Origin of the sequence: Amycolatopsis sp. lyj-108, from assembly GCF_046549005.1 — a bacterium.
In the GTDB taxonomy this organism is placed as follows: domain Bacteria; phylum Actinomycetota; class Actinomycetes; order Mycobacteriales; family Pseudonocardiaceae; genus Amycolatopsis.
Genome location: NZ_JAJPWQ010000004.1, coordinates 613,423 through 626,956 on the forward strand (window position 1 = coordinate 613,423; position 13,534 = coordinate 626,956).

Sequence of the window (13,534 nt, forward strand, 5' to 3'; positions counted from 1 at the left end):
TTCAGCCTCGCAAGGCGCGGCCCCGTCCGGCGGATTCGGTTCGCTGGCCGACAATCGGCGTGCCCTGGCGGGCAAGACCGGGGACCTCGTGGCGCCCGATACTCGATCACACACCGGTCGAGGAGGAGCTAGCCATGGCCACACGCCTGTTCATCGACGGACAGTGGACCACCGCGGGAGGCGGGTCCCTGCCGACGTACGATCCGGCCACCGGCCAGGTGATCGAGGACGTCGGCACCGCATCGTCCGCCGACGTCGACGCGGCCGTCGGCGCCGCACGGAAAGCCTTGAACGACCCCGCCTGGGTGGGACTGCTGCCGGTCCAGCGGGCCGCGCTGCTGTTCAAACTGGCGTCGCTGGTCGACGAGCACCACGAGGAACTGGCCGCGCTCGAGACCCGCGACCAGGGCCAGCCGATCGGCATCTCCCGCCAGGTCAGCGTCACCGGCGCCGCCGAGCATCTGCGGTACTTCGCGGGCTGGGTGACCAAGATCCAGGGCACCACCAACCCGGTGTCCTTCCCGGACACGCTGCACTACACCCGCCGCGAGCCGGTCGGGGTGAACGCGCTGATCACGCCGTGGAACTTCCCGCTGATGATCCTGGTGTGGAAGCTCGCGCCCGCATTGGCCACCGGTAACACCGTGGTGATCAAGCCCAGCGAGGTCACGCCGCTGACCAGCATCCGGCTGGTGGAACTCGTGCACGAGGCCGGGTTCCCGCCGGGCGTGGTCAACCTGGTCACCGGTGACGGCGCGGTGGGCGCGCTCCTGAGCAAGCACAACGACGTCGACCACCTGTCCTACACCGGGTCGACCGCCGTCGGGAAGCTGATCACGGCCGCCAGCGCGGAGTCGAACCTCAAGCGCCTCACCCTCGAACTCGGCGGCAAGGCACCCAGCATCATCGCCGGTGACGCCGACATCGACGCCGCCGTCGCGGGCAACCTCGCGGGTGCGACGCTGAACAGCGGACAGGTCTGTGCCGCGTACACCCGGTTCTTCGTGGACCGCAAACGCGAGCAGGAGTTCGTCGCGAAACTCGCCGCCGGGCTGGAAGGCCTCAAGCTCGGACCGGGCCTCGACGAGTCGACCCAGCTCGGGCCCCTCGTGTCCGCGAAGCACCGCGAGCACGTGGACTTCCTCGTCTCGACCGGGCGTGAGCAGGGCGCCGACCTGGTCACCGGCGGCCGGCGCATCGACCGCGAAGGCTACTTCTACTCGCCGACGCTGTTCGCCGGAGTGGCCGACGACATGACGATCATGCGCGAAGAGATCTTCGGGCCGGTCCTCGCCGTCACCGCCTACGACGATCAGGACGAACTGCTCGCGCGAGCGAACGACACCGAGTACGGGCTCGCGGCCACCGTGTGGACCCGCGACCTCGGCGTCGCGCAGCGGTTCGCCAACGGCATCCGGGCGGGTGCGGTGTTCGTCAACATGCCGCCGATCCCGGACATGGCCGCGCCGTGGGGCGGCTACAAGGCGTCGGGCTGGGGCCGCGAGATGGGGCCGTGGGCGATCGACGCCTACACCGAGATCAAGTCAGTCTGGCTGCACTACTCGTGACCGCCGGCGACGCGGTGAACTCGACCGCGATGAGCAAGTCGCAGATCGCCTACCACTGGATCAAGGCAAGGATCGACGACGGCACCTTCTCCCCTGGCTACCGCCTCGTGTTCGGGCAGATCGCGCAGGAACTCGGGGTCAGCACCGTACCCGTGCGCGAGGCCGTCCGGCGGCTGGAAGCCGAGGGGCTGGTGACCTACGAGCACAACGTCGGCGCGCAGGTCGCGATGGCCGACGAACGTGACTACCAGCACACCATGCAGACCCTCGCGCTGGTCGAGGGGTACGCCGCCGCGCTGGCGGCGCCGACGCTGCCCGGCAAGGCACTCGACGAGGCCAAGGGACTCAACGCGGAACTGACCGCCTGCCTGGACAACTTCGAGCCGTCGCGGTTCACCGCGCTGAACCGCGACTTCCACCGCGTCCTGTTCGGCACCTGCCCCAACCCCCAGGTGCTCGATCTGGTCAACCGCGGCTGGAACCGGCTGGCCGGGCTGCGCACGTCGACGTTCAGCTTCGTCCCCGGCCGCGCACACGACTCCGTGCAGGAGCACCAGAACATCCTCGACCTGTTCGATCGGAACGCGCCGGCCGGGGAGATCGAACTGGCCGTGCGGGAGCACCGGTTGACCACTTTGGAGACGTTCCTGGCCTGGCGGCATCCCTAGCCGGTCGTAGGTGGTGAGAGCGACTCACCAGAGACCTGGCACCTTCTCGGCTGTCCATAAGGGACACTTGCCGAGAGTGCGGCGTCCGATTTGCGTGGTTCGCGCGGGGGTCGTGAGTGGTAAGGACGGTTATTGAGGAGAAGGTCAAAGGTGTCGGGTCGCGGGGATTCGCTCGCAGCCGCGGGGCGACTGTGTCGCGAAAGTGGCTTTCGCAACCTGCCACCTTTGCCTTACCCCTCAAGTAGAACCCCACTTGCCACTCACGACCCCCTCGCGCAACCGCACATACAGGCATAAAGCGGCCACGTCCGCTTCACTGCTCGCGGCTTCCTTAGGCTGGGACGGTCTCCGGCGGCGGGAACGCGTAGAAGCGCACGGAGAGTTCCTTCTCGCCCTCCACCGGACGACGTCGGCGCCGGCAGTACCGCGCGATCAGTTCGCGGTACTCCGCGTCCAGTTCACGGAACTCTTCCTCGGTCAACCGCGCCGAGGTCCGTTGCGCCGTCGACCACGGGCCGAACTCCTCGCGGTGCTCCGCGGCCCAGGACAGCAAAGCGATCTCGTTCGCGTACTTCGCGTCGAGGAACGCGGTGACCCGCTCCCGCTCCTCGCCATCGTAGTCCTCCGGCCTCGGCTCACGCAGGTCCTGCGGGATCGCGATCCAGCTCCCTTTCCGGTCACAGCGGACGAAACCGTTGTCCCGCAAAGTGTTCAGGCATTTGGTGACTTCGGCACGCTCCAGTCCCGTCCGGCGCGCGACCGCCTCCGTATCGCCGGGAAGCTCGCGCGTGACCCGGTGGTATCGCGGGTCCTCCCGCATCGCGATGTCCCGCAACGTGACCGATCGCCGCGGCAGCGCGGTGCTCAACAGCCGCCGCGCGGCGAGGGCCAGCAGCACGGCGACCGGGATCTCGACGAGGACGGCCAGCGCGACGCTGGTCCACCGTTCGGGCGACGTCCAGCCGAGCATGACGTCGAACCACGCGTCGCAGCACAACATCGCGGCCGTGGCGGACAGCAGCGGCACGGCCGCCCGGTGGCGATGTAGCCCGAGCCACGCTCCGGCCGCGAAGCAGAGCAGGAGTGCGACGTCGAATCCGACCCAGGCCGCGCGCCACTGGCCGGTGTCGTACCGGTCGGGCAGCGTGTGTGCGAGGTAGACGGTCCAGGGCACGAGCAGGACCGCCGCACCGGCGAGCACCGTCAGCAGTATGCGTCGGATCATGATCACGACGGTAGAAGGGGGCGGCGGCAAGGGCATCCGGGCTTTTCCCTGGTCCGGCCTCAGGGTGGCCGCACTAGCCTGAACGGCCGCTACCGGGACGGCCGGGAGAAAGGTAAATTCCGGAAGCCCGATCCGGGCCTTTACTGGGGGGTACATGAGTCCCGCACTGGATACTTCGCGTCCACTGTCGACTTTCAGATCCCGAGTGACGGCCCTGGCCGCAGGGATCCTCACGTTTTCGTCGGTCGTGACGGGCTTCGCCGCCGAGGCGGCATCCGCGACGGCCCTCGCTTCACCGGCGTCGAGTTTCACCGCCGTCCAGCCGACCCGGTTCCTGGACACCGTCCGCGGCGTCGGGATCCCGGTCGGGCCGGTCGGCGCGCGCACCACGGTCACCGGCAGCGCCGCGGGCCTCGCGCCCGAAGGCACACCGCGGTCGTGCTGAACCTCTGGGCGGAAGGCCCGACCGCCGACACCGCGGTGACCGTCTTCCCGCACGGCACCGCGCGGCCGGGCTTGCCGAACCTGCTCGTGCAGAACGGCAAGCGACGGTCCAATCAGGTCACCGTGCAGGTGGGCGCCGACCGGAAGCTGGACTTCTACAACGAGTCCGGGTCGACCCACCTCGTCGCGAGCATCATGGGTTACTACACGACCGCCCCGGGATCGCGGTATACGCCGGTGAGCGCGTCGCGGCTGCCGATCGACTCGATCGGCCCCAACGCCACGACCCGGCTGAGCTTGACCGGCCAGGTGCCCGCGACGGCCACCGCGGTCACGTTCAGTGTGACGCTGAGCCAGCCCACCGTGGCCACGTATCTCACCGCCTCCCCCGCCGCGACCCCGAGACCGACCATGTCCAGCGTCGCCGCCTATCCGGGCGGCACGGGCTCGAACCTGATCACGGTCAAGATCGGGGCCAACCGCTCGATCGACCTGTACAACCTGGCGGGCACGGTGCGGGTCGACGCCAACGTGGTCGGCTTCTACGCCAGTGACTACGGTGCGCTCTTCACCCCGGTGGCGCCGGAACGGGTTCTCGACAGCCGCAGCGGTCTCGGTGTCTTCGACGGTCAGGCCAAGAGGATCGGCCCGAAGAGCGACCTTTCCTACCGGCTCCAGCCGTCGATCCCTTCCCATGCGCTCGCCTTGGCGTTGAACCTGACCGGGTACTCGGCGACCGAGAACACCGCCATCACCGCCTGGGAGAACCGGTCGAGCAGCGAGCCGCCCGCCAGTGTGCACGTGGCTCCTGGCCAGACCATCTCGGTGGCGGTCGCCCCGCTGGTCGGGGCGATCTTCCAGTCACCGGGCACGGCCGCCGACCTCATGCGCACGACCTATGTCCACAACCGCGCCGGCTCGATCGACGTGACCGCAGACCTGTCCGGCTACTTCACGGTGCCGCCCGCCGACTGCGTGGTGAACTGCGTGACCACCTGGGGCTCCTACTCCTGGGAGCAGGGCGCCGGGACTCCGATGACGATGAAGCCGTTCAGCGGGTTGAGTGATGTCGTCGCGCTCGCCGGATGGTCCGACAGCGGTTACGCGCTGCGTGCCGACGGCACCGTCCGGGCCTGGGGCGCCGCCTCGGCAGGACGGCTCGGCAACGGCTGGTGGGCGGGCGCCGCCACCACCTCGCAGTCGCCGGTCCCGGTCGTGGGGCTGACCTCCGTCAAGGCCATCGCGAGCGGCGACACCAGGGGCTACGCCCTGAAGACCGACGGCACCGTGTGGCAGTGGGGCCAGAACGTCAACGCGCCGGTCCAGGTCGCAGGGCTGACCGGGGTCACCGCCATCGCGGCGGCCAGGGAAACCGGGTACGCGCTGAAATCCGACGGCACCGTGTGGTCGTGGGGCGGCAACACCCGCGGTGAACTCGGGAACGGCTCCACCGTCGCGAGCTCCGCCACCCCGGTGCGCGTCTCCGGGCTCAGCGGGATCAAGTCGATCGGCGCGGGAACCGGCGCCAGCGGGTACGCCGTCAAAACGGACGGCACGGTCGCGGCATGGGGAGACAACTCCAAGAGCCAACTGGGGAACGGTGTCGCGTGCACGTCGACCTGTGTTTCGCGGGTCCCGGTGCCGGTGACCGGATTGAGCGGGGTCACCGCCGTGACCGGTAACTGGGCACGCGCCTTCGCCCTGAAATCCGATGGCACCGTGTTCGCCTGGGGAGACAACAGCAGCGGCGGGCTCGGCAACGGCTCGGACTGCGCGGACTGCACGTCGTCGACCCCGGTCCAGGTCCGCGATGTGACCGACGCGAAGGCCATCGGAGCCGGTTATGCCGTACGCGCGGACGGCACCGTCCTGGGCTGGGGCAGCAATCAGGACCTCGGGCTGGGCGGCGCGGTCATGAATTACCCGTACTACACCACGGTTCCGGTGCAGGTCCCCGGTCTGACCGGGGTCAAGGCCATCGCCGGCGGCCTCGCCCTTCATCAGTAGGCGTGACCTGCGGCGCTTCTTGCGTGATGCCAGGTTTGAAGTACATGAAGGGGTCCTTCATGTAGTGGGTTTTGCGCGTAGGCACCTAGAACACGGTCGGCCTAACCCGAATCGACGCTCACGAGACTTGAGTCTCCACCCACTGGAGCCCTTACCGTCGCTTCCATGACGATCAAGGTTCTCGACACCTACCCCGCGATGCGGAAGATCCTGCGCGCGCCGCGAGCGGACCGCGCCGCGCTGCTCAAGGCGATGATCGAACCCGCCGTCGGGATGTACCGCTACTTCCCCGGCGACGTGGACGTCGTCGCGATGCACGCGATGAGTTCCGGGTTCCCGCTCGACCGCGACGAGGAACGCTGTCTGGAGGCGATCGAAGCACTCCACGAAGCGGACGCCTGGAACCGGATCCAGCGGGCGCTCGACGACGCCCTCACTGCACAGCTCGCGGCGACGCCAGGGCTCACGGTGCCGGACATCACCGTCCTCACCGTGCTGGGTAATCCCGGCGACGCGCACTTCATGGGCCCGAACCTGGGGATGACGGCGAACGGCAGCGTCTCCGGCTACATCCACCTCAATTTCTGGCCGTATCCGGAGAACCTGGCGCGCCTGGAGGCCACGGCTGTCCACGAGCTGAACCACAACCTGCGCTACAGCCCCGGCGGGGTGATCTGGGATCCGGCGACGGTCACCGTCGGCGAGCAGATCGTGTCCGAAGGGCTGGCGGACGCCTTCGCCCGCCAGTTGTACGGCGACGAACTCGGCTACGCCCGCATCGGTGTGCCGCATCTGCACGACGACGCCGTGTTCGCGAAGGTCGTCTCCGGGCTGGAAATCACCGGTATGCAGAACTTCGCGGCCTGGGTGCACGGCGACGAGACCGCCGCCCGCTACGGCAGTACTCCCGTCGGCCTACCGGCCGGTGCGGGGTATGCGGTCGGGAACCGGCTCGTCGACGCTTACCTGGCGGCGACGGGCCGGACCGCCGCGGAAGCCCTGCTGGTGGACCGCCGCGACGTCATCGACACCGCGCTCGCCCAGGTGTCCACGCGAACTTCCGGCGCACGACACTAGGACTCGCGGCGCCTCGACCGGATCGTGAGCACCACCAGCGCGCCACCGAGGAGCAGCAGGAACAGGCCGGAGACCAGCAATCCCCGGATCTCGCTGCCGGTCGAGGCGAGCGGTCCACTGTCGGTCGGCCCGCCGCCCGGAGTGGTCGCTCCCGGCTGTCCCGGCGTGGTAGTGACGGTCACCCCGGGGCCCGGTGTCGTGCTCGACGAGCTGCTGGTCGTCGGTGACGTGCTACTCGAGCTCGAAGACGTAGCGGTGCTGCTCGTCGGACTCGAAGACGTGGCGCTGCTGGAGGAACTGCTGCTGGACGTAGACGTAGAGGTCGTGCTCGTCTGGCTCGGCGAGGTCGGCGTCGTCGAAGTCGCGGTGGTCGAAGTCGGCGCCGTCGAGGTGGAAGTGGGCGAAGTCGACGGGGCTGAACTGCTGGTCGTCGTGGAACTGCTGCTCGTCGTGGTCGAACTGCTCGTCGAAGTCGAAGAAGAAGAGCTGCTCGGCGTCGTGGTCGGCGTGCTGACGCATTCGGGCAGGTCACCGTCGAACGGGTAGGCGTGGAACTCCTGCCCGCCCCCGCCGGTGGCTTCGGAGGTGTGCACGAGCGAGCCCGTGGTGAAGAAGCGGCCGTTCATCCCGGACGCGGTGATGGTCGCGGTGCTCCCCGGCTCACCGATCAGCACGCTCCCCTGGAACTGGGCGCCACCGGCGATCTTCACCCGGGTGGCGTCCGGGAAGTTCCACAGGAGCCGTTCCCGCAGTTTGTTCAGCGGGTCCTGGTCGTTCAGGTCTCCGGTGTAGGTGTTGATCGTCCTGGCGGCTCCCACCATGTTGACCAGGATCGTGGCTCCCGCCGGGATGCCTTCGAACTCGATCCCCTGCATGCCGCCGGTGGCGCCGGTCAGGTCGAAGTCCACGGTGAACACCTGCAACGCGGATTTGCCGTCCCCGGTGAACAGGGTGCGGTGTCCCTGGTTGACCGCCGTGCCCGTGGTCGGGCGCGGCGTCGTGCCTTCCCGCGCGTAGCACTTGCTGGCCACTCGAAGATCCTCGCGCAGGCCCACATAGGGTTTCACCGCGTCGGGATCCTTTTCGAGTTTGCCGATCACCGTCCCGGTGACGGTTCCCGCGTGCCGGACGACACCGTCCTCGGCGAGCAGCCGCTGGCCTGTCGCGATGCTGACGTTCCCGCCCGTGCTCAGGAAGTCCGCGCCGTCCGGCGGTGGCACGCGTGATCCGACACCAGCGACGCCGACGTTGTAGATGGAGGACGCGCCCGCGCGTTTCGCCATGTCGAAATCACCGAGGACGACGACTCGCCCTTCGGCTTCCGCCGCCGCTTCGCGTACCTGGAATTCGCCGCCGACATAGACGTTGATGCCGTTGTCCCGGCCCGCGTAGTCCTTGTTGTTCACCGGTGGGTATTTGTCCGGGCAGGCGGATCCGACGCACGGTCCCAGTCCGCCCGGTAAGGGGGCGGCGACCGCGCCGTCGGTGACCACGAGGGCCGCCACGCACACCGCGGCGGCGGCACCGGCAGAAAGGGAGGCGAACCGCCTTGCACGCATGGGGCGATTCTTGTGCCCTTCGACCGGGTGACCACAACTCGAAACCGGAAATACCCCCGACCGGGCGAGGAAGGTAACCCACCCCATTCGTGGTCGTCCAGTGTTGTCCAGACGACGGAATTCCTGGTGGAAGGCGGAAACCCTAGAGTCGGGCCGGTGAAGACCGAAGTGGACCGGCGCATCGGTTCGGTGGAAGTGCTCGCGGGCCTTCTCGTTGTCGTTCTGCTAGTCCGAGGCCCACTTGACGATGTCCTTGGGACACCGATCGTGCAGACCTGGACGACGGTCTTCGTTTCGATCGTGCTCCAGGCTGTTCCGTTCCTCGCTTTCGGCGTGACCCTTTCCGCGGCGATCGCGGTCTTCGTCCCGCGCGAATTCTTCGCGAAAGTCCTTCCGAAACATCCCGTTCTCGCGGTTCCGGCGGCCGCCGCGAGCGGAATGGTGCTGCCGGGATGCGAATGCGGTTCGGTCCCGGTCGCCGGCGCCTTGGTGCGCAAAGGGGTCACCCCGGCCGCCGCGCTGGCGTTCCTGCTCGCGGCCCCCGCCCTCAATCCGGTCGTACTGGCCGCCACGGCGATCGCGTTCCCCGATCAGCCGTCGATGGTCTTCGCCAGGGCGGCGGCGGGCCTCGCCGCGTCGGTCGTGATGGGCTGGCTGTGGCTCGGTCTCGGCCGGACGGAGTGGATCAAGCTGCCCGAACACGCCCACGGTGACACGCGCTGGCGGGCGTTCGCCGGGGCGGCAGGCCACGACCTGGTGCACGCGGGCGGGTTCCTGGTCGTCGGCGCCATGGCCGCCGCGACACTCAACGTCCTGGTCCCCGGCCGCTGGCTCCAGGCCGTCGCGGACAACCCGGTGCTCAGTGTCCTCGCGCTGGCCCTGCTGGCGGTCTTGCTGTCGATCTGCAGCGAGGCGGACGCCTTCGTCGCCGCCTCGCTGACCCAGTTCTCGCTCACCGCCCGGTTGGCGTTCCTGGTGGTCGGGCCGATGGTCGACCTGAAACTGTTCGCCATGCAGGCCGGAACCTTCGGCAGGCGGTTCGCCGTCCGGTTCGCGCCCGCCACGTTCGTGGTCGCCCTCGCCTGCGCGGCCGTGACCGGGGCGGTGCTCTGGTGAACCGGACCGCGGCGACCGTCGTACTGCTCTTGCTGGGCGCGGCCGTGGTCAAGGTCTGCCTGACCGGCCAATACCTGCGCTATGTCAAGGAAGGACTCTGGCCGTTCCTGCTCGCCTCGGGCGTCCTGGTCCTGATCCTGGCGGCGGCGAACCGCCATCGTCACCCGAAGGTGGCCTGGCTGCTCCCGCTTCCGGTCCTCGCGTTGCTGCTGGTCTCCCCGCAACCGCTCGGCAGTTACGCGGCGGGCAACGCGGGCACGGCACTGGCCCGCTCGGACGAGTACCCGCCGCTGCCCGACGGCGACCCGGTGAAGGTGACCGTCCTGGACTACGCCTCGCGCGCGGTGTTCGACGAGGGCCGTTCCCTCGGTTCTCGGCGGGTCGTGCTCACCGGCTTCACCGCCGCCGGCCAGGACGGCGGGGCACTGCTCGTCCGGATGATCCTGACCTGCTGCGCCGCGGACGGGCGCCCGGTGAAGGTCGTGCTGGACGGGAGCGTCCCGCACGAACCCGACACCTGGGTCGAGGTCACCGGAACGTTCCGGCCGGGGTCCGTGGTGGACGCCGTCAACGGCGAACGCATCCCGTTCCTCAAGGTCGAGACCATCACGCCGGTGGCCGCGCCCGAACGTCCTTACGAATAGCTACGTCCAGCTCCACTGGATCCCGTACTGGCCGGGCTGCGGGTCCAGCGTGATGAACTGGAACGTGCTGGTGTCCCGGTCGAACGTCGCTTCGCAGCGTTCCTCGGGTGGCATCGAACCGCGCGGCCGGAAGAAACCGGTGCACCGCCGCGGCAACCGCTTCGGGTCGAAGGCGATCTGTACCGCGACGTCGCGGGCCGGGCGGTAGAGCGCGATCTGGACGTGCTTTCTGGCCTGCCCCGGCGGAAAACGCACCCCGAAAGCGACGACGGCGAGTTCGCCGGCGGCCAGGGTGCGGTCGAGAGCGAATTCGAAGACGCAGGTGGACGACGGGACGTCCGCGCGGAACCGCGCCGGGCGGCAGCCTTCGGCGAACAGTACGGCCGGTGGCTGCGTGATGCTGGAACACCGGCTCACGAAGACGAACCTCGACGTGCCGTCGTGATCCGCCCGGATCAGCCGCCGGACCCGGACCGATTCCTGGTGCCCGTCGCCGTCCACCCGGTAGGAAAGGTATTGCGAAAGCCGGTTCGGGGTGTCGAGTTCGTCCGGCGTCACGTCCATTTTGGCCAGTGCGCGCGCCACCTCCTCCGGCCGCCGCCACACCTGGTCGTAGGGCAGGGCGGTGTCGGCCCGGATGGTCCAGCGGCCGCGCGGCCGTCGCGGGCCGAGCAGCCCGGTGAGCGTCTCCGGAGGCTGGCCGAGAATGGTTTCCAGCGCGGTCACGGCGGCGAGCGAACTGGCTCGTTCCGGCCGGTTCTCACCATTCTGCCAATAGCTCAGCGCGCTGATGCTGACCGGCGTCTCGTGGTCACGCAAGCGGCGGCTGATCTCACTGAGACTCAGCCCGCTGCGTTCGATCGCGGTGCGCAGGGCGGCACCGAATTCCGCCGGAGCGAGACTCGTCATGAAGGCGCAGCGTACCGTCCGGAACGCCCGACTTTCGTCGGGTGAACCGGGCTCCGTTCAGAGTTATCCAGCCCCTCGGCGACTTTCCGTTGACGCCCCTCCGGTCGTGATTAGGGTCTGAATCGTCGGAAGAATCCCCCCGGAATTCCCGAATCCCACTTCCTCCCGTCGCTGACCGAAGAGGATTTCCCATGCGCTCAACCACAAGCCGATGGCGCCGCCGGACACTCGCCGTCGCGACCTCGACGCTGGCCGCCGGGGCGTTCCTGGTCGCCGCGCAACCGCAAGCAGGCGGAGCCGCGCCACCCGCCGTGCCCGAAGTGGCCGATCAGGTTCCACAACTCGCCGAGGCGGGTGTCACCGGTGGCCCCGCCTCGGTGTCCGGTGGCGGCGCCGCCATGCAGGCCGCCCGATCCGTCTGCGCGCCCGGAGCGCACTGGCTCCGCGTCCGGTTCACGGAACTTTCGTTGCGCGGCAGCGATTCCGTGACGCTGACCGGCAGCACCGCCGGATCGTTCACGCTCACCGCTCAGCACTGGCCGGGCAAAGCGTTCCACACCCGCGCGTTCGAGGGCGACTGCGTACGGGTGTCGGCGGCGCTGGCCGACCCCGCCAGCCGCTTCGCCATCGACGCCTATCAGGCGGGTGACCGGTCGCTCGCGGCGGCGACCACGACCGTCGCGGCGGTCGGCGACGTCTGCGGGTCTTCGTGCAACCAGACCGCGCCGCTGATCAAGAACATGAACCCGCAGGCGCTGATCCTGGCCGGGGACAACGCCTACAGTTCGGGCACGCTGTCCGAATACAAGAACAATTACGACCCCTATTACGGGCAGTTCAAGTCCATCACCTATCCGACACCGGGCAACCACGAGTACAACACGTCCGGCGCCTCGGGATACTTCGACTACTTCGGCACGCGGGCCGGTGAACGCGGCAAGGGCTACTACAGCTTCGACGTCGGTGACTGGCATTTCGTCGCGCTCAACTCCAACATCACCCGCGGCACCGGTTCGACGCAGGAGACCTGGCTGAAGAACGACCTGGCGGCGAGTACGAAGCCTTGTACGGCCGCGTTCTTCCACCACCCGCGGTTCAGCCGGGGCTCGCACGGTGACGACTCGTCGGTGACGCCGTTCTTCCAGGCGCTCTACAACGCGAAGGCGGACCTGATCGTCGTCGGCCACGACCACAACTATCAGCGGTACGCGCCGTCGCGGCCGGACGGCACACGCGACGACGTGAACGGCGTCCGCGAGTTGCTGATCGGTACCGGCGGCCGGGGTTACTACAACTTCGACCAGTCCTCCGCCGCCGTGCAGGAAGCGGGCAACACCAACACCTTCGGCGTGGGCAAGCTGACGCTGAGCGCGACCGAGTACCGCAGCGACTTCGTGCCGGTGTCGGGCCGCACCTTCATCGACACCGCGACCGGCAAATGCAAGAAGGGCGTCTCCTCCCCCGCCTTCTCCGTCGGCACCACCCCCTCGTCGGTGTCGGTGAAACCGGGCGGGACGGCCTCGGTGACGGTGAACGTCGGCAGCACCGGTGGTTTCAGTTCGGCGACCACGCTTTCGGTGTCGGGCCTGCCTTCGGGAGTGACCGGCACGCTCTCGCCGTCGTCGGTCACCCCGCCTGCCAACGGCACCGCGTCGGCGACGCTGACCTTGACCGCCTCCGAAGCGGCGTCCGGTTCGGCGACGGCCACGGTCACCGGGTCGTCCGGCTCCACGACCCAGACGGCGAAGGTCACGGTGAGCGTGGACTCGGCGGGCGGTGAGGCGTTCGCCGACGACTTCGAGACCGACAAGGGCTGGCGGCTCAACGCGGCCGGGACGGACACCGCCACCTCGGGTAAATGGGAACGGGGCGATCCCGAGCAGACCACCTCGACCTACAGCAACCAGATCAAGCAGCGCGGCGACACGACCAGCGGCGCGAACTGCCTGGTCACCGGGCGGCTGGCCGGATCGGAGTACGGCGTCAACGACCTCGACGGTGGTGGGTCGTCGATGGCCTCGCCGTCGTTCACCGTGCCGTCGGGCGGCAAGCTGACCTTCTCCTACACCTTCGCGCACGGCGACAACGCGACTTCCGCCGACCACCTGCGGATCCGCGTGCTCGATGGCACCACGCCGACGACGGTCTTCGAGAAGACCGGCTCCGCGACCGAGGTCGCGGGCGCCTGGCAAACCGCGACAGCGGACCTGTCGTCGTTCGCCGGGCGGAGTGTGCGGCTGCTGGTCGAAGCCGCCGACGCGAGCACCGCGTCGCTGTGGGAGTCCGCGGTCGACGACATCCGCGTCAGCGCGTAGCC

General features: G+C 68.8%; 11 protein-coding genes. 8 read left to right on the plus strand and 3 right to left on the minus strand.

The annotated features are described in order from the left end of the window. The first annotated feature begins 134 nt into the window (after positions 1–134). Together ACLJO0_RS18920 and ACLJO0_RS18925 are read left to right on the plus strand one after the other, a co-directional pair. Positions 135–1,568, plus strand: coding sequence for an aldehyde dehydrogenase family protein (locus ACLJO0_RS18920; protein ID WP_410579786.1), 1,434 nt, complete (start codon positions 135–137; stop codon positions 1,566–1,568). Then, positions 1,565–2,236, plus strand: a complete 672-nt coding sequence (locus ACLJO0_RS18925; protein WP_410579787.1) for a GntR family transcriptional regulator — start codon at positions 1,565–1,567, stop codon at positions 2,234–2,236. The genes ACLJO0_RS18920 and ACLJO0_RS18925 overlap by 4 nt, the downstream gene beginning before the upstream one ends. A gap of 331 nt (positions 2,237–2,567) precedes the next feature. Here the strand turns inward: ACLJO0_RS18925 and ACLJO0_RS18930 are convergent, their stop codons facing one another. Continuing rightward, complete coding sequence (locus tag ACLJO0_RS18930) at positions 2,568–3,461, minus strand: hypothetical protein (RefSeq protein WP_410579788.1); 894 nt, start codon at positions 3,459–3,461, stop codon at positions 2,568–2,570. Between the two features lie 205 nt (positions 3,462–3,666). On the opposite strand from ACLJO0_RS18930, the gene ACLJO0_RS18935 reads away from it, so the two are divergent. From ACLJO0_RS18935 to ACLJO0_RS18945, 3 genes are all read left to right on the plus strand, one after another. Then, positions 3,667–3,906 (plus strand): hypothetical protein, encoded by a 240-nt coding sequence (locus ACLJO0_RS18935; protein WP_410579789.1) that lies wholly within the window; start codon positions 3,667–3,669, stop codon positions 3,904–3,906. After that, positions 3,900–5,912 (plus strand): RCC1 domain-containing protein, encoded by a 2,013-nt coding sequence (locus tag ACLJO0_RS18940; protein WP_410579790.1) that lies wholly within the window; start codon positions 3,900–3,902, stop codon positions 5,910–5,912. The genes ACLJO0_RS18935 and ACLJO0_RS18940 overlap by 7 nt, the downstream gene beginning before the upstream one ends. Positions 5,913–6,077: 165 nt before the next feature. Further along, positions 6,078–6,989 (plus strand): DUF2268 domain-containing protein, encoded by a 912-nt coding sequence (locus ACLJO0_RS18945; protein ID WP_410579791.1) that lies wholly within the window; start codon positions 6,078–6,080, stop codon positions 6,987–6,989. Here the strand turns inward: ACLJO0_RS18945 and ACLJO0_RS18950 are convergent. After that, positions 6,986–8,548: a choice-of-anchor A family protein gene (locus ACLJO0_RS18950; RefSeq protein WP_410579792.1), complete on the minus strand. Its 1,563-nt coding sequence runs from the start codon at positions 8,546–8,548 to the stop codon at positions 6,986–6,988. The two genes, ACLJO0_RS18945 and ACLJO0_RS18950, sit on opposite strands and share 4 nt — an antisense overlap. A gap of 126 nt (positions 8,549–8,674) precedes the next feature. Here ACLJO0_RS18950 and ACLJO0_RS18955 point away from each other — a divergent pair, with 126 nt between their 5' ends. Both ACLJO0_RS18955 and ACLJO0_RS18960 read left to right on the plus strand, forming a co-directional pair. Then, positions 8,675–9,664, plus strand: coding sequence for a permease (locus ACLJO0_RS18955; protein ID WP_410579793.1), 990 nt, complete (start codon positions 8,675–8,677; stop codon positions 9,662–9,664). Then, the gene (locus tag ACLJO0_RS18960) at positions 9,661–10,308 is read left to right on the plus strand and encodes a TIGR03943 family putative permease subunit (protein ID WP_410579794.1); all 648 of its coding nucleotides are present in this window, start codon (positions 9,661–9,663) and stop codon (positions 10,306–10,308) included. The genes ACLJO0_RS18955 and ACLJO0_RS18960 overlap by 4 nt, the downstream gene beginning before the upstream one ends. Here the strand turns inward: ACLJO0_RS18960 and ACLJO0_RS18965 are convergent, their stop codons facing one another. Next, a complete protein-coding gene (locus ACLJO0_RS18965) occupies positions 10,309–11,217 on the minus strand; it encodes a helix-turn-helix domain-containing protein (protein WP_410579795.1) in 909 nt (302 codons plus the stop codon). A 191-nt stretch (positions 11,218–11,408) separates the two neighbouring features. On the opposite strand from ACLJO0_RS18965, the gene ACLJO0_RS18970 reads away from it, so the two are divergent. Further along, entirely contained in the window at positions 11,409–13,532 is a 2,124-nt protein-coding gene (locus ACLJO0_RS18970; protein ID WP_410579796.1) for a metallophosphoesterase, read from the plus strand. Positions 13,533–13,534: the final 2 nt, after the last annotated feature.

What these genes read in the sequence shown, in the direction of transcription:
- ACLJO0_RS18930 (WP_410579788.1), bottom strand. Translation starts at nt 3,461, where the DNA reads ATGATCCGACGCATACTGCTGACGGTGCTCGCCGGTGCGGCGGTCCTG.
- ACLJO0_RS18920 (WP_410579786.1), top strand. Translation starts at nt 135, where the DNA reads ATGGCCACACGCCTGTTCATCGACGGACAGTGGACCACCGCGGGAGGC.
- ACLJO0_RS18950 (WP_410579792.1), bottom strand. Translation starts at nt 8,548, where the DNA reads ATGCGTGCAAGGCGGTTCGCCTCCCTTTCTGCCGGTGCCGCCGCCGCG.
- ACLJO0_RS18965 (WP_410579795.1), bottom strand. Translation starts at nt 11,217, where the DNA reads ATGACGAGTCTCGCTCCGGCGGAATTCGGTGCCGCCCTGCGCACCGCG.
- ACLJO0_RS18945 (WP_410579791.1), top strand. Translation starts at nt 6,078, where the DNA reads ATGACGATCAAGGTTCTCGACACCTACCCCGCGATGCGGAAGATCCTG.
- ACLJO0_RS18970 (WP_410579796.1), top strand. Translation starts at nt 11,409, where the DNA reads ATGCGCTCAACCACAAGCCGATGGCGCCGCCGGACACTCGCCGTCGCG.